The 16,699-nt window shown below is 36.5% G+C and carries 13 protein-coding genes and 1 pseudogene; 1 reads left to right on the forward strand and 13 read right to left on the reverse strand.

Annotated elements, in window-relative coordinates:
* Positions 1-45 precede the first annotated feature (45 nt).
* The 12 genes and pseudogenes from alr to fic form a co-directional block, all read right to left on the reverse strand.
* A complete protein-coding gene (gene alr / locus ACTTKP_RS00555) occupies positions 46-1,215 on the reverse strand; it encodes an alanine racemase (RefSeq protein WP_442551956.1) in 1,170 nt (389 codons plus the stop codon).
* Positions 1,216-1,388: 173 nt separating this feature from the next.
* Positions 1,389-3,167: an ABC transporter ATP-binding protein gene (locus tag ACTTKP_RS00560; RefSeq protein WP_442551957.1), complete on the reverse strand. Its 1,779-nt coding sequence runs from the start codon at positions 3,165-3,167 to the stop codon at positions 1,389-1,391.
* A 254-nt stretch (positions 3,168-3,421) separates the two neighbouring features.
* The gene (locus tag ACTTKP_RS00565) at positions 3,422-5,158 is read right to left on the reverse strand and encodes an ABC transporter ATP-binding protein (protein ID WP_442551958.1); all 1,737 of its coding nucleotides are present in this window, start codon (positions 5,156-5,158) and stop codon (positions 3,422-3,424) included.
* Positions 5,155-6,615, reverse strand: coding sequence for an RNA-binding domain-containing protein (locus ACTTKP_RS00570; RefSeq protein ID WP_442551959.1), 1,461 nt, complete (start codon positions 6,613-6,615; stop codon positions 5,155-5,157). Before ACTTKP_RS00570 ends, ACTTKP_RS00565 begins: the two co-directional genes overlap by 4 nt.
* 132 nt (positions 6,616-6,747) lie before the next feature.
* A complete protein-coding gene (locus tag ACTTKP_RS00575; RefSeq protein WP_442551960.1) occupies positions 6,748-7,443 on the reverse strand; it encodes an MgtC/SapB family protein in 696 nt (231 codons plus the stop codon).
* 94 nt (positions 7,444-7,537) lie between these two features.
* Positions 7,538-8,464 (reverse strand): translation elongation factor Ts, encoded by a 927-nt coding sequence (gene tsf, locus ACTTKP_RS00580; protein WP_442551961.1) that lies wholly within the window; start codon positions 8,462-8,464, stop codon positions 7,538-7,540.
* A 42-nt stretch (positions 8,465-8,506) separates the two neighbouring features.
* Complete coding sequence (gene rpsB / locus ACTTKP_RS00585) at positions 8,507-9,232, reverse strand: 30S ribosomal protein S2 (protein ID WP_442551962.1); 726 nt, start codon at positions 9,230-9,232, stop codon at positions 8,507-8,509.
* A gap of 375 nt (positions 9,233-9,607) precedes the next feature.
* On the reverse strand, positions 9,608-11,098 hold the full coding sequence (locus ACTTKP_RS00590) for a Cna B-type domain-containing protein (RefSeq protein WP_442551963.1): 1,491 nt from the start codon (positions 11,096-11,098) through the stop codon (positions 9,608-9,610).
* Positions 11,095-11,850, reverse strand: a complete 756-nt coding sequence (locus ACTTKP_RS00595; protein WP_442551964.1) for a vWA domain-containing protein — start codon at positions 11,848-11,850, stop codon at positions 11,095-11,097. The genes ACTTKP_RS00590 and ACTTKP_RS00595 overlap by 4 nt, the downstream gene beginning before the upstream one ends.
* Before the next feature lie 14 nt (positions 11,851-11,864).
* A complete protein-coding gene (locus ACTTKP_RS00600) occupies positions 11,865-12,149 on the reverse strand; it encodes a hypothetical protein (protein WP_442551965.1) in 285 nt (94 codons plus the stop codon).
* Positions 12,150-12,395: 246 nt separating this feature from the next.
* Positions 12,396-13,226 (reverse strand): annotated as a pseudogene (locus ACTTKP_RS00605) (Fic family protein); the annotation flags it as partial.
* Between the two features lie 59 nt (positions 13,227-13,285).
* Positions 13,286-13,891 carry a protein adenylyltransferase Fic gene (fic, locus tag ACTTKP_RS00610; RefSeq protein WP_442551966.1) on the reverse strand — a complete coding sequence of 202 codons (606 nt, stop codon included), beginning with the start codon at positions 13,889-13,891 and terminating at the stop codon, positions 13,286-13,288.
* 555 nt (positions 13,892-14,446) lie between these two features.
* On the opposite strand from fic, the gene ACTTKP_RS00615 reads away from it, so the two are divergent.
* Positions 14,447-15,979: an ATP-binding cassette domain-containing protein gene (locus ACTTKP_RS00615; RefSeq protein ID WP_442551967.1), complete on the forward strand. Its 1,533-nt coding sequence runs from the start codon at positions 14,447-14,449 to the stop codon at positions 15,977-15,979.
* 72 nt (positions 15,980-16,051) lie between these two features.
* Here the strand turns inward: ACTTKP_RS00615 and ACTTKP_RS00620 are convergent, their stop codons facing one another.
* Positions 16,052-16,495 carry a hypothetical protein gene (locus ACTTKP_RS00620; RefSeq protein WP_442551968.1) on the reverse strand — a complete coding sequence of 148 codons (444 nt, stop codon included), beginning with the start codon at positions 16,493-16,495 and terminating at the stop codon, positions 16,052-16,054.
* Between the last annotated feature and the right edge of the window lie 204 nt (positions 16,496-16,699).

Consider the following 16,699-nt stretch of genomic DNA (forward strand, 5'->3'; position numbering starts at 1 on the left):
TTCAATAAAGCAATCCACACTATCATATATAGTTTCAATTAAATCCTACATCCTAAGCATCAGCTCTTTATCTACCACTTCGCCGTTTTCAATATATATCCTGTGAACCCTCTTGCTTACGGCACATACCAATTCATAGGGAATTGTTCCCGCCATTTCAGCCATAGTTTCTATAGGATTATTTTCTCCGAATATTTCAATTTCACTGCCCACATCTATATTGTACTTGTCCGTAAGGTCTATCATACACATATCCATACAGATTCTGCCTCTTTGCCTTACTGCTCCCTCTTCTGTCATAAAGGAATATTTATTTGAAAGGCAGCGCATAAAGCCGTCCGCATAACCATAAGGCACAACTCCCATACGGGTTTTTCCTGTGGTTGTGTAGATTCCTCCATAGCTAATCTTAGTTCCCTTTGGATAAACTTTAATTGTACTTACAGTAGTTTTCATAGACATTACAGGCTTTAGACCAAGTGCCTTTGCAAACTCTCCATAGCCATAGAGCAGAAGCCCCGGGCGAACCATATCCATATAGCTGTCAGGTCGGTTTACTGTCGCACCTGTATTGGCACAATGGTGAAGCAAAAATGCCTTTCCTGACTTTTTTTCCACTTCTGCAATCACAGACTTAAAAAGCTTAAGCTGGTGGTCTGTATACTCCTTACATTCTTCACCCTCTTCATCAGATACTGCAAAATGTGTAAATATGCCCTCCGCCTCCAAATTTGGCAGTTTACATACATTCACTATACCATCTACACCATGTTCAAAATGCTCACCCTCGCAAAGATAGCCAAGCCTTGACATTCCTGTATCTACCTTTATATGTATTTTAAGCATTCCCTTGCATTTTACTGCCTCTGCACTGTATTCAAGAGCCTTTGCCTCACAGGTTACAGCCTGAGTTATATTAAAGCAGATAAGTCTGTCCACCTGCTCCCTCGGAGTATGTCCTAAGATGAGTATGGGCATGGTTATTCCGTTAAATCTAAGCTCCATTGCCTCATCTATACTGCTGACTGCAAGATAATCAGCCCCTAATTCCTGTAACTTAGCTCCCACCTTCACAGAGCCATGTCCATAGGCATCTGCCTTTACTATACCGGCAAACTTAACATTTTCTCCGATATGCTCTTTGATTTTTTTATAATTATATTCTATCGCATCCAGGTTGATTTCTGCCCAGGTTCTTTTAAGTGTTGATTTCATCTCTATCCTCTTTTCGTAAGCTTTACATCCAAATATTAGTCAACAATTATAGTCCGAAGTCTTAAAAATACAAGTACTTATCCCTAATTATTCACAAAACATCTTGCTAAATATCGTAATCAAGCCACATACCCCCCAATTACTATATTTTGCATATGTTTGGCAATATCACATTAACTGCCGACACCTACAAACTGGCTGTTATAAAGCTCTGAATAAAATCCTTTCTTTTCAAGAAGCTCTTCATGATTTCCCTGTTCTATTATCTTTCCTTCCTTCATTACAAGGATGATATCCGCTTCCTTTATAGTTGAAAGCCTGTGTGCAACTATAAAACTTGTTCTGCCTTCCATCAAGCGGTTAAATGCTTTCTGGATTTTGATTTCAGTTCGGGTATCAATGGAAGAAGTTGCTTCATCAAGTATAAGCATAGGAGGTAAGAGCAGCATAACTCTGGTTATACATAAAAGCTGCATCTGCCCTTTGGAAAGTCCGCTTCCATCCTCGTCTATTACTGTATTGTAGCCATCCTTCAGCTTGCTTATAAAGCTATGTGAATGAGCCACCTTTGCCGCCACAATTACTTCCTCATCTGTGGCATCAGGCTTTCCCATAACTATATTTTCCCTGATGGTACCATTTCTAAGCCAGGTCTCCTGAAGCACCATTCCGTATGATTTTCTAAGACTATGTCTTGTAAGTTCTCTTATATCAGTATTTTCTACCTTTATACTTCCGCTGTCAACATCATAAAATCTCATAAGCAGATTGATAATAGTTGTCTTGCCACAGCCCGTAGGCCCTACTATGGCTATTCTCCGACCTTTTTTTACACTTAGATTAAGCCCTTCTATCAGCTTTTTATCTTTGACATAAGAAAATGCCACATTCTCTAAGTCTATATCGCCTATATTGTTTGTTATATTTTTATCAATTTTGTTTGACTTATCTGCTCCAAGTACAGTTTTCCCGTCTTCTGTCTCAATATCCTCATTTATAAGCTCAAGAAGCCTTCCTGCACAGGCTATAGCATTTTGAAGCTCGGTAATTATTCCCGAAATTTCATTAAAAGGCTTGGTATACTGGTTTGCATAAGCTAAAAATGCAGAAAGTCCACCTACGCTTATACCTCCGTTTACTACCTGAAATGCTCCCACGAGTCCAACCAGAGCATAGACAATATTGTTGACAAATCTTGTAGCCGGATTGGTGATTGAGGAGAAAAATATAGCTTTAAGAGAAGCCTTTTCTATTTTTTCATTTATTTCATCAAAGGCCTCAACTGCCTTTTCTTCCCTGCCATAAGCCTTGACAACCTCCATACCTCCTATCATTTCGTTAATTAAAGAGGTCTGCTCCGCCCTGGTTTCTGACTGAAGCTTAAAGAAAGAATAGGTATGCTTTGAAATGAAACGTGCTACAAGTAAGGATAATGGAGTAAGCACCATTACTATAAGTGCTGTAAATATATCAATTCTAAGCATAAATACAAGAGTGCCCAGTATGGTTGCAATTCCTGTAAAGCTCTGTGTAAATCCAAGCAAAAGTCCGTCTGAAAACTGGTCTGCATCTGCTATTACCCTGCTTACTATATCTCCTGTAGAATGTGAATCCAGATAACTTAAAGGAAGTTTTTCAATCCTTTTAAAAGCATCATTTCTGATATCCCTTACTACGTTATAGGCTATTTTATTATTTATGGTAGTCATTAGCCACTGGAATAGCGAGGTAGTACCTGCGACTATGACTGCTGTTATAATTATTTCAAATATTTTGTCAAACTTTGTCTGCCCTCTTCCCACTATAAGGTCAATGGCATCACCAAATAATATAGGCAAATACAGTGTCAAAACTACCGTAATCATCGCCATTACAAGTGATACAAAAAGCAGTATTTTATAATGTCCTATATAAGCAAGAACTGCTTTAATTATCTTTTTGTTATCTTTCATGTCAGGTACTCCTTATATATTAGTGGTTCAATAACGCTCCAGATGATAAATGTCCACAATTAATAAGTACAAAGAGCGAAGTCAGAACGGACTCATCAAAGTAAATATCTCCCTTAATTCCCCACACAGCCCCGTTTGTAAGTGTGCTCGGAAGCGAATGCGCCCTCTCAGCTCTGAGCTTACGAGCACCTTACAAAGGTAGGGGCGTAACTAAGTCGAGTGTGATTAAATACGGGGGTAACTGAGTAAATAATCTAACTATATTGCGAATTATAAATCTCCTTATATACCTCACAATTTCCAAGCAGTTCTTCGTGCTTTCCGAGTCCAACCATATCACCGTCATCCAGCACTATAATCTTATCCGCCTGCATTATGGATGAGGTACGCTGGAAAACTATGAACACAGTCGGCTTATAAGCGAATTCATTAATTCCTTTTCTAAGTGCAAGGTCAGTTGCATAATCAAGAGCAGACGAACTGTCATCAAGAATTAAAATTTCAGGCTTGCCTACAAGTGCTCTTGCGATAGAAAGTCGTTGTTTCTGTCCGCCGGAAAGGTTTCTGCCTTCCTGCTCTATTATAAAATCAAGCTTCCCCTCTTTAGCATTTACCACATCTTCCGCCTGTGCTATACGAACAGCTTCCATTATCTCATTGTCAGTCGCAGTTTCATTTCCCCATTTTATATTATCCCTTATACTTCCTTTAAAAAGTGAAGCTTTCTGTAAAACAACGGCTACTGTTTTTCTAAGTTCCTTAAAACTATAATCAGCTACAGCCTTTCCTTTAACCCTTATTTCACCTTCACTGACATCATAAAATCTTGGAATAAGACTGACCAGAGAGGTCTTTCCTGAACCTGTACCTCCGATTATACCTACAGTTTCACCTCTTTTTACCGTAAAACTGATATTATTCAAAGCATTTTCTTCTTTAACAGAAGATAACATACCATTATAATTCAGACTTACATTTTCAAATTCAACTATGTTGTCTGTGTTTTCCTCTATATCTTTAACAAGAGAATCTGCCCCTTCCTTCATACCCGGCTCTATCTCAAGTATGCTCTGCACCCTGTTGCCACAGGCTATGGAACGGGTAATATTAAGAAACATGTTTGCAAATTTTACCAGTTCTATAAGAATCTGTGACATATAGTTATAAAGTGCCACAATCTGTCCCTGAGTGAGAGCACCGTCTTCAACACGAATAGCCCCCTTATATATAAGTGCCGCTATACCTATATTTATAGTTACATAAGTTAAGGGATTCATAAGAGAAGATACCATTCCAACCTTTTTACTTAAGCCTGTTAGAAATGTATTGGAAGCTTCAAAGTTCTTTATTTCCTCATCTTCCTTGCAAAATGCTCTAATAACTCTTACTCCGGTAAGATTCTCCCTGGTCTTCCCAAGCACCTTGTCAAGGGCTGACTGTACTTCCTTATACCTTGGAATACACCAATGCATTACACCAAATACAACAGCGGACAGCACAATTATAGTAATTACAAAGATAACTGCAATCTGTGTATCTATTGAAAATGCCATAACTACTGCACCAAGCACTATAAATGGCGAACGAAGGAACAGCCTGAGTGTAAGGTTGACACCTGTCTGAATCTGGTTCATATCACTTGTAAGCCTTGTTATAAGTGTATTGGTACCAAGCCTGTCTATATCTGAAAATGAAAGCTTCTGAATATGTGAAAATACTGCGTGTTTCACCTGTTTAATAAAACCAACACTGGCTTTAGCCGCAAAAAACTGGGCTGTAATTGAAAATGTAAGCCCTACAAACCCCAGCCCTACAAGTACAAGGCAGAGCCTTATTATAAGTCCCTTATCATTTCCGCCTATTCCCTTATCTATTATATATGCCATCACAAGTGGCACAATGAGGTCAAGACAGGCTTCAAAGAGTTTGAAAAGAGGACCTAAGATACTCTCCCTGGTATAGTCACGAATATAGATTAATAGTTTTCTCAATGTTTATCTCCTGAATTTTTGCCGATTTCCCAATGTCCACTTTTACCTGTTCCCACATATCTGATATCAGACATTTCCTTTATATATCTTGAAACTGTCTTCTCACTTATTTTCAAGCTTTCAGCCATAAATTTACGTGTTACTTTATTATCATTTTTTATAAGTTCAATAATCGCATTTTTAATTTCTTCCCTAGAATTTAGAGGGACATTTAGAGGGACATTTAGAGGGACATTTAGAGGGACATTTAGAGGGACATCTTCTATGCCTACTTTCCTCGTTGCTATTTTCTTTAGTGGAATAATAGTTCTAAATATGTCACCTTCCTCAAATATAGGATTTTTACCCGAATATAGCTGAGTATATTTATAAACATTTCTCATTCCTGAACCAAGCTCATCTGCCAAACCAAGCTCTCTAAAAACCTTGGAGATAGTTGGATTTTTAGGGAATGGTTCAAATGTTTTCAAATCTAACTCCCCAAAAGTATGTGCTAAGTTACTATTTTCAACAACGATTTTTTCATCATCAATAATAATCTTAGCCGGAAAACCACTGGAAAAATCCCTATGCACCAAAGTATTTGAAACTATTTCCCTAAGTATCCTGTCTCTTGCATTTACATTTACAATTCCATCTAAAACAAATAAGTCATTCAGATGTTTTCTCCCAAACTCCATAAGCCTGTCATAACTGTCAATCAAATTTGTAAGAACAACATCCCTATCATCATATCTGTCTTTGTTAACCACCCTAAATATTGCATCCGTTTTATGGTGGGATAAAACAGACATTATCGAATTATCTTTTCCAAATAATAAAATTGCTGCTAAAGTTATTCCTTCTTTGTTGGTATCCGGATCAAATAATATCAAATTGGCACTTCTAAGGAGTTCTTCATTACTCATATTTTTCCAAACATGATTTTGATTCCTTGATATTGCCATATTTTTTGCTCTCTCAATTATCTCCTTGTCCAAGCATTCCAAAGTAAGGCTGGGATATATTTTATTTACAAAATATGAGCTTTGCTTTCTTGCATACATCTTATATACAAGTTCCGCATTATTAGTAATATTAATATCCCCCTCATAAGATCTATCCAAAATTTTACCATTATGCCTACATACCTGATAACCTTTTGGCACTCTAATGTAAATAATTATTTTTTCATCTATAGAAACTGTAACAGGTGTTAAGTAAAGCGGTGGATATATTTTTTGTGGATTATTTATGGAATTGGTAAATTCTTTAAGAATTTTATCTGCCTTTTCAGGATTAACTCCAACTATTTCTTTGTTGTCATTAATGCCTAATAATATATGCCCGCCGTTTCTATTATTAAAGGAACATACTGTATCATAAACATCTTTTGTCAAAGCATTTCTTGACTCCTTAAATTCTACATCTATTTTTTCACCATCTTGTATGAGTTTTTTTATTTCTTCTAAAGTCATTGTCTACCCCTTACATAAATCATTTAAAACATAAGATAAAAATATATCATCTCTCTTCTCAAACAGTATAGCACAAGTGTGAATGTAAAAAAATCCCCCTGTAACTTCTTATTGAAATTGCAAGGGAAAACTCTATCCTCTCACAGAAACTACATCTTCCTTCTCGGATAGCCTGTTAATAAGCCCGGTCTTATTGTATCCCGCAGGAAATAATACTTCCAGTTCTACTTTTAAAAGCTCCTTATCAGCCTTTGAAATTTTAATTGATTTTATCTCAATTCTTTCATTCATTATATATTCTTCCAAATCTTTTACACCATTATCAGAACGCTTTAACACAATACGCATATCATCCTGAAATGCTTCATTTGCCAAAAATCTTACCCTATGAAATACAACCTGCATTACAAGTATCATTACTGTACTTATAGTTGATAAAAAATACTGTCCTGCTCCCATACTCATGCCGACTCCGGCTGTCGCCCATATACCTGCGGCAGTAGTAAGACCACTTACAGAATTATTATTTCTAACAAATATAATACCCGCTCCCAGAAAACCGACTCCACTGACTATCTGAGATGCCACTCTTGAAGCATCAAATTTGTCTACATCGGAAAATCCATATTTGGACACAACCATCATAAGTGCAGCTCCTAGTGCTACTATTGCATGTGTACGCACTCCCGCTAATTTATTTCTGTTCTTTCTTTCAAATCCTATCGCTGCACCTAAAAGTCCTGCAAACAATATTCTTAAAGCAAGCCCCCCATGATACATGCTTTGAAATATAAACTGTTCTTTTATAAAAGGAAGTATAATTATCACCTCATCTTTCTTTAATATAGATTACAAAAAATCCCTCCACAAATCAAATAATTTGCAGAGAGATTGTAATTGTTAATATTTTAATTTCTAAATATTAGTTGCCCATCTGAGCTGCTACTTCATCAGCGAAGTTCTCACTCCTCTTTTCAAGACCTTCACCGGTCTCAAAACGAACAAATCCTGTAAGAGCCATAGTTGCTCCGATTTCCTTAGCCACACTATCTATATAACTCTGAACTGTAAAGCTGCTGTCCTTTACATAAACCTGATCTACAAGGCAGATTTCCTTAAGTTCCTTGTTAAGCTGTCCCTTAAGAATATTCTCAAGTACATTTGCAGGCTTACCTGAAAGCTTAGGATCATTAGCCGCCTGAGCCTTAAGGATTTCCATTTCGTGATCAAGATATTCTTTAGAAACCTCATCTCTATTAAGGTATGTAGGACGCATAGCTGCTATCTGCATAGCTACATTTCTTGCTGCTTCCTTAGCTGCATCATTTACTACACTTGTCTTAAGAGCTACAAGAACACCAATTCTGCTTCCGTGAATATAAGACTCAACTAAACCGTCTGCCTCAGCAAGCTTAGCAAATCTTCTGATATTCATATTCTCGCCGATAACCGCAATCTGCTCTGTAAGAGCTGCCTTTATGGACTTACCTGCTTCAAACTCTTCCTCAAGGAAAGCATCTATATCAGCTGCAGATGTAGTAAGAGCCTTAGCTGCTACCTCACTTGCAAATGTTGTAAATTTCTCATTCTTAGCAACGAAGTCTGTCTCAGAGTTTACTTCTACAACCGCAGCACTCTTGCCATCTGCTGCCACTGCTGCCACACAAACACCTTCTGCTGCAATTCTCTCTGCCTTCTTAGCAGCCTTCATAAAGCCGTTCTCTCTAAGCCATTCTACTGCCTTGTCCATATCTCCGTCAGTTGCTCCAAGAGCCTTTTTACAATCCATCATACCTGAGCCTGTAATTTCACGAAGCTCTTTAACCATAGCTGCTGTAATTGCTGCCATTTTTTTCGTCCTCCTATTTGCTTTTATCTATATCTATACTAATTATTCCTCTGTAGCTGCTTCTTCTGTTGTTTCTACAAACTGCTCACCCTGATTAGCCTCGATAACAGCATCTGCCATCTTAGCAACGATAAGTCTTACAGCTCTGATAGCATCATCATTACCAGGAATTACATATGTAAGTTCATCAGGATCACAGTTAGTATCTGCAATACCGAAAAGTGGAATATTAAGTGCATGTGCCTCCTGAATACAGATTCTTTCCTTCTTAGGATCTACTACAAAAATAGCATCAGGAAGTTTCTTCATTTCCTTAATACCGCCAAGATTCTTCTCAAGCTTCTCCCAAGCTTTCTTTATCTGAATAACTTCTTTCTTAGGAAGTACATCAAATGTTCCATCCTCGCTCATCTTCTCATACTCTTTAAGCTTTGCAATACGGCTCTTAATTGTCTTGAAGTTGGTAAGCATACCACCAAGCCATCTCTCATTTACAAAGTACATACCTGAACGGATAGCCTCTTCCTTAACTGCCTCCTGAGCCTGCTTCTTTGTTCCTACAAAAAGAACAGTTCCACCATTAGCCACAATATTCTTTAAAGCCTCATAAGCAGAATCAACCATACCTACAGACTTCTGTAAGTCGATGATGTGGATACCGTTTCTCTCGGTATAGATATAAGGAGCCATCTTAGGGTTCCATCTTCTTGTCTGATGTCCAAAGTGTACACCTGCCTCAAGTAACTGCTTCATTGAAATAACGCTCATTTTTCTACCTCCATGGTTTTTCTTCTGCCTGTCTCAGCGTTTAACTGCCATACCCTTAGGGCACCATCAGTATAAAACAGGCATGATTTAATTGTTCTTGCCTAAATGCTATTGCATTTTTACGCAAAGTATATTTTATCACAAAATAATAATTATTGCAAGTTCCAAACTATTTTAATTTTGATTTCCTTATACTCTTAACATTTAAGCTTTCCATATATTTGATAGCAGACTTTCTATCTTCTATTCTCTCCATTAAGCTCATAGAAATAAAATACTTATTGGAATGAATAAGGCAATATTAAGAAAAATCCGGAGTATATATGTTATATGCAGCAAAAGCGAACGCTTGATTTTGCGTTCGCTTTTAAAAACTTATCTAATCTTTTTTCTTATAATAAGACCTAACCCAAATAAGGCTGCACCAAGCAGTATAAATCTGTTTCCATTGCTTCCTCCTGTTTTTGGAAGTCTGCCCTGTGGGGTCTTGTCATCAAATACCTTTACTACTTCAAGTGTATTATCATCATGAATCTTTGCAACCCCCTTCGGAGCCTCATCATCATCTATAAAGGTATAAGTTTTTTCTTTCTTATCTACTTTCGCCTTTCCAAGAGGTGTATCCCCTTCATTTACTATATCAAATACAGGATTACCCTCAGGAATAAGCTCCTCATTTATTATCCTCTCAGGAGTAAACGGAACATCAACAGGCGGATTTATAGATGGAATACCGGGAGCTGTCGGTACTGTCGGTACAACCGGTTCGGTTGGCGTACTTGGCTCATCCGATGTATCCGGAGTAGTTGGTACAACCGGCAATACCGGAGTACTGGGATTTGTTGGAGCAGTCGGTTCTGTTGGGGTACTTGGTTCTGTTGGAGTACTTGGTTCTGTTGGAGTAGTCGGAGTACCTTCATCAGGTTTTTTTGGAGTCTCCGGTTGTTCAGGAGTTGTTGGATTCTCCGGTTTATTTGGATTTATTGGGGTATCTGAGCCTCCCGGAGGAGTTGAACCTCCCGGAGAAGTTGAGTAAGTGTTAGTTATTTGATACGCATCATTCAGTTGCTTATACGTTACTATAAATTTACAATCATTATTAGTTAATTCATTATTAACTTCGCCTATTTCTCTAGCAGTGTATTTAATTTCCTTACCACCATCATCATACTTTGGAAGATTCTCAAAAGTAACTGAAGATTCAGAATTATCTTTGCTTATAGTTTTTGTTTGACCATCAATTAGAAATTCTTTACTTCCATCAACAGCATATAGCTGTACCCCCACATCAAAACGCTTATCAACCGGTGTGTATTCCCATTTTTTTGTAACTGTGAATGAAGTTTTTTCGGTGTTTCTATTCACACAATTAAAGACTTTAGCATTACTATTAGCCGCTCCGGCTTGACCTATAATTTCACATTTATAGCCTTCAATGTTAGCCTCTTCTACCGAATAGACGATTGACTGTCCATCCTTATATATAGGCAAGTCTTTAATGGTTCCTGTCCATTTGCCATTGTTATCCGGCTCTACTCTTATAACTTTGTCAGTAGGCTGTCCATCTGCAAGAACTTTAAATTCAACAAATTGTATACCTTCCTTTATAGGTCCTTTCCATTCTTTATTTACAATAATGTCGATAGTATTTTTATCCTGTACCTCGGGAATTTTAAAATTCAACTTTTTATCAGGATCCTTAGCCTTTCCTTCAGGATATAATACAGCCGTCTCATTAAGAGCTTTCCATTCTCCGTTCCTATGAGCTTCTACAAGCTCCGCTTTGTATGTTATATTTAAAACTTCGCCCTTATCCAGTGTGATATCCCCAAAGCTAAGGGTCTTGGCAGCACTATCCCAAGTCACAGTTTTTTAATAGCATCCGCCTTTGCAGTCAAGGCAGCTTGATCAGCTCCGTCAGGACCTTTAATCTCAACTTTAATCTCAGTAAGGTCTGCTGCATTCTTAAACTCGACCATATCATTCATTGTAAGCTCTATATCGGCATTTATAATATTAGGTCTAACCTTATCGGCAACCTTATCAAGCTCTGCATTCAAATTGTCTGCAGCACCATCTACATCACTGTAATAATCAGCCGATGTCGCTATATTTTGCAATACTTCTTTTCCTTTATCGATTACACCTACACCTAATGAATAGATTGTAACATTATTCCCCTTAATCTTTTCCGCCTCGGCAATGGTTGTTTCTCTAATTGTTTTAAGATACCAGTCATAACCGTTTCCAATAACTTTATTATGATTTTCATCTTTATATGCATAAGTAGGCTCTCCGTCACTTATAAGTACAATGGCTTTATTATGCCCATTGTTATCTTGTAATATCTCATAAGCTTTCATCAATCCCGCCTGAGTAAAAGTACCTCCGCTGTTTTGACTGGATGGATAATATGTATATCCGTCAACTGCATTTTTCAAATCAGACGGATTATCACTCAAAGGATGTGACTCAAGTGCTGGTCCGGTCTTTACTTCATTTGCTCCGCCAAAACCCACCAAACCCACTTTAACCTTGTCGTCAGTTCTGACTTTTCCTTCTCCGTCGGTTAACAGTTTGTCAACAAATGCAGCTGCCGCCGCTTTGGCTTTTACCATTCTTTTATTATGCCTCATACTTTGGAGCAATCTATTGCTAAAACAACATCAAGCTTTTCCTTGCTTTTTACAATCGGAACATCACCTTCAACTTCCAGCTTAACATCAAACTCACCGTAGGGAGCCTGACCGTAAGTATCTTCTACGGCTGTTTCCTTTAACTTAATCCCATCTTGTTCTACCAGCTCTCCATTTTTTTGGAAAGCCCAAGTTTTTTCCGGCTCTTCAGCCCTTACACCAAAGGAGTACCCGCCCCTAAAATATTTACAGCCATCATAAACAGCATAAGTACTGCCCAAAATGCCCGCCTTTTCTGCTTAGTCTTCATAACACTACCCCTTCTTTCTTATATTTTACTTGCTTTTTGTACAAAATTTCTCTTCCTATTTTACCATAATTTAGTTACATTTTAGTTACATTATAACATTACATTAACTAATCGTGCAATTTTTTAAATGTGAGTAACAAAGAATAATTGTAAAATCTGCACACTTTTTAAGTATCTTTAGAAAATCCTTAGTATACATATACCTGTAAAGAAATATTTAACAGCTAAAAGTTTTAAATTTATATTTTCCTTTTCCATAACCTGAAACTGCTTCAATAATATCCGCTTGTACTAAGTTAGACAGCAGTTTAGATGTACCCGAACTTTTCAGTTCAAGAAATTCCATAACTGCACTTCTGCCAAAGATTTCATCAAAGCCAAATTTTCTAAACAATCTATGGATATGAATAGTGGTTTTAGTAGAAAACTCTACTCCTTTTTGCAAAAGTATACTTTCAATGTCCACTTTTTCAATCTCAATGTCCACTTTTTCAGTCTCAATGTCCACTTTTTCAGTCTCAATGTCCACTTTTTTATTAGTCCAACGTCCACTTATATGTAAGTTTCGATTGTGAAGTTCATTCTTTTCTCCCAGTAGCAGATTTCTAAGAAACATTTCTAAATACTCCGTTGTTTCGTGGATATCATTTTGCAGACTTGTATAATTAGCTCTAACAAGTGCATTTCTAAAATACCAGGCATTATCTGCAAATATATCATTAGTAGCTGAAAATCCAAGTGTTCTTATATATTTAATAAAAAATACTGCTGTTGTTCTTGTATTACCTTCTCCAAAAATATGAATTTGCCATAGCCCGGAAATAAAAATTGCAAGATGATGGATGATATCATCCATTGACAGTCCTTTGTAATTAAAGTTTTTCTCCTGCAAAATATCATATTCCAGTGTAGCTCTTAGTTCTGAAGCACTTCCATACATAACAGTTGCTCCATCAAGCACCCATTCTTTTTTTGTAATATTATAATCTCTAATCTTACCGGCATATTTGTAAATGCCCTGAAACAGTTTTCTGTGAATTGAAATATACAAGGATCTTTTTCCATATACCACCTCATATTATTCTATAACTTTTTCAATCAAACTTTCTACAATTCCTCAGTTTTATAAGTAGCATATCCTTCGTAATAATAGCTGTAATCAATCCCCTTCGTATATACTTCTCTGTCATCTATTTTGTCAGTCAAGGCAGCGAAAATAAGTTGTTTTATCTCAAGGTCTTTTATCGGACTTCTCTCCATCGCTAACAGATAATCATCTTTATCTACCTTACTCCAGTCTACCACCTTGTCAAGTTCCGATTTTAAGATTAAGTCCAGCCATATCCTTGTACTCCTCCCGTTTCCTTCTCTGAAAGGGTGGGCAATATTCATTTCAACATACTTTTCTACTATCTCATCATAGGTTGATTGTGGCATTTTTTCTATACTCTTAAGCGCCTCAGTAAGATAGATTGCAGGGGCAAATCTAAAATTTCCCTTTGCTATATTAACAGTTCTTATCTGACCGGCAAAGTTGTATATATCTTCAAATAAATATTTATGAATTTGAGTAAGTGCTTCTAGCGAACCTGCCTGTAAACTATTTAAAAATCCTGTCTGAAACATTTCCAACGCTTTTTTCTTACTGATTTTTTCTTCTTCATCAGCAAGTTTAAAAGAATCACTTATACCCAGTTTATTATCACGCGACATTTTCATCCCCTTTAAATAATATGTTTATCTGTCTTATATTATACCAAATAATTCGTTTTTTCAAAACTATTCAATTTAATAATTTATAATTCCCCTTGACAAAATTTCTTTTTTTGATATGATGAAGAATATAAAAAAAGGAAGGCACATAGTGACAGGTGAAAGAATGATTATTAATAAGTAATTTAACAGAGTAATAGTGCAGACCAAAAGTTTTAAGGATAGGTCTGTCCATTTTCCTGAATTAGATTACTTATACATCTTTATTACCTGATTACATGTGTATTTTTTTGTTTTTGGCAAGGTATTTCTATTAATTTTTAGCCAAGCTCAAATTTATATGGCATATATTTATCTGTTAATGTAAAGATTGTAACATAGTCTGTTTCAGGAAAACTGAAGCAGGCTTTTTTGTTTAACAGAAAATTTCTTTGAAATTTCCTGTTAAACAAAAATCTCCCCGATGGATGCACAGCTCGCGGCAGGGAAGTTTGCCTTACGGCACCGCTCGCGCGCGAAGTATGTGCAAGCACATACTTTTTATAAGGAGGATATATGTTACAGATAAAAAATTTAACCATTACACATAAAAAAGATTTGCGTATTATACTGAATGATTTTTCCTGCACTCTAAATGATGGAGATAAAGCTGTCATCATAGGTGAGGAAGGAAATGGAAAATCTACACTTTTAAAATGGATTTATGACGATAAACTTGTTGATGGCTACTGTGAAATCAAAGGGGAATTAATAAAAGCTAACGAGTGTATTGCTTATCTCCCACAGGAGCTTCCGGCAGAATATCTCAAACTAAGTGTATATGATTTTTTTATGAAAGAAGAAAATTTTCTCTCACAAACTCCCAAGGCTCTAAGTAAAATGGCAAAAGATTTCAATCTTCCGACAGACTTTTTTTATAGCGAACAGCCAATGGGAACTCTTTCCGGCGGTGAAAAAGTAAAGGCAGGACTAATGAAACTTTTATTTTCAGAGCCTACTGTACTTCTGCTTGATGAGCCTTCTAATGACCTCGATGTAGAGACTTTGGAATTTCTTGAACACATAATAAAAGACTGGAAACACATTGTATTATTTATTTCTCATGATGAGGTGCTGATTGAAAATACAGCCAATATGATAATTCATCTTGAACAGATTCAGAGAAAAACAATAAGTAAATATACAGTAGCAAGGCTTCCTTATCTAAAATATAAAGAAGAACGCCTAACAGCCTTTGAAAATCAGGAAAGACAATATAAAAATGATAAACAAGCCAAAAAAATTCGTGATGAAAAATTAAAACGCATCTACCAAAGTGTAGACCATGCACAAGCCACTATATCAAGGCGTGATCCTGCCGGTGGAAGGCTTCTGAAGAAAAAAATGCATAGTGTCAAATCTATGGAACACCGCTTTGAACGGGAAGATGAAAATATGACCAATAAACCCGAGCAGGAAGATGCCATCTTTTTTAAGCTGGGAAGTAAAAATTCTGCTATTCCGGCCGGTAAAACAGTGATAGACTATGAATTGTCTAAGCTTTTCACTCCTGACGGACAGCGCGTTCTGGCTGAAAATATTTTTCTTAAAATTCGTGGTCCAGAAAAAATCTGTATTACAGGTAAAAACGGAGCAGGTAAAACAACTCTGCTTCATAAAATTGCTGAAAATCTGCTTGCCAGAACAGATATTAAAGCTGAGTATATGCCTCAGAATTATGAAGAATTATTGCAATTAAATATAACACCTGTGGAATATCTATGTCCAAACGGAGATAAGGAAGAGGGTACCAAAATCCGTACTTATTTGGGTTCTATAAACTATACCTCTGATGAAATGGAACACTCAATTGCAGAACTTTCCGGTGGGCAGAAGGCAAAAATTTTCCTTTTAAAAATGAGTTTATCCGGTGCAAATGTACTTATTTTAGATGAGCCGACAAGGAATTTTTCTCCTCTCTCCGGTCCTGTTATAAGGAGAATCTTAAGAGAGTTTCCGGGAGCAATTATAAGCATTTCTCATGACAGAAAATTTGTTGACGAGGTATGCGACAAAGTATACTCTTTATCAGAAGATGGATTAAAGTAAATTACATTATTATTATAGCACTAAAAGAGAGTGTGCTCAACTCTCTTTTAGCCTTTTTTATATTTGTTTATTTTATTCAATTACAACCTTATACATTGCCGACCTATTTTCATGACTTCTTTTGGGTGTTCCTTTTTTAGTCATTACCTGCCTTACCTTACCATATTCTCCTTCACCTTTCTCCACCAGCTTAAAAAACTTTTTACCAAGCCTTGCCCTCAGTGTCCTAGGCTCTCCTGCATAAGTCATATCTATATTGTGAAATGTATGCGATATTTCGCTGAGTTCAAATTCTTTTTCCACATTAGCAGGGTCATTTATATATTCTGATATTTCCTTAAATACTATGTCTTCTATGTCAGCTTCTGATATCTTGCCTTCTTTTTCATCACTAAGATGATAGTAGGCATTTAAAATATCTGTGACTATAACACTTACTTTTACTCCTTTTTTCTCGCTCTCTTTTCTAAGCGCCGCATTAAGCTCCACACTTGGATAAAACTGTATTCTTTCCATTGTCATCAATCTCCTTCTACTTTTATAAATTTCTAATAACAGACCAAAATCCTAATCCACATTTTACACTTCGGCTTAATTAGTCGTAGTTACTAAATTTTTGTTATAACATTTAATTGATACTATTTAAACAGGTTTTACTTTTTCGTTCTCAGAAAGTCCAAAAAAGCGAACGAAAAATTTGCGTTCGCTTAAAAAGCTTAC

Source organism: Catonella sp. (assembly GCF_052169795.1).
Lineage (GTDB): Bacteria > Bacillota > Clostridia > Lachnospirales > Lachnospiraceae > Catonella.

Coding starts and splice junctions, on each gene's coding strand:
- alr (WP_442551956.1), bottom strand. CDS start 1,215: ATGAAATCAACACTTAAAAGAACCTGGGCAGAAATCAACCTGGATGCG.
- ACTTKP_RS00560 (WP_442551957.1), bottom strand. CDS start 3,167: ATGAAAGATAACAAAAAGATAATTAAAGCAGTTCTTGCTTATATAGGA.
- ACTTKP_RS00570 (WP_442551959.1), bottom strand. CDS start 6,615: ATGACTTTAGAAGAAATAAAAAAACTCATACAAGATGGTGAAAAAATA.
- tsf (WP_442551961.1), bottom strand. CDS start 8,464: ATGGCAGCAATTACAGCAGCTATGGTTAAAGAGCTTCGTGAAATTACA.
- rpsB (WP_442551962.1), bottom strand. CDS start 9,232: ATGAGCGTTATTTCAATGAAGCAGTTACTTGAGGCAGGTGTACACTTT.
- ACTTKP_RS00595 (WP_442551964.1), bottom strand. CDS start 11,850: ATGGTAAAAGCCAAAGCGGCGGCAGCTGCATTTGTTGACAAACTGTTA.
- fic (WP_442551966.1), bottom strand. CDS start 13,891: ATGTCGCGTGATAATAAACTGGGTATAAGTGATTCTTTTAAACTTGCT.
- ACTTKP_RS00615 (WP_442551967.1), top strand. CDS start 14,447: ATGTTACAGATAAAAAATTTAACCATTACACATAAAAAAGATTTGCGT.
- ACTTKP_RS00620 (WP_442551968.1), bottom strand. CDS start 16,495: ATGGAAAGAATACAGTTTTATCCAAGTGTGGAGCTTAATGCGGCGCTT.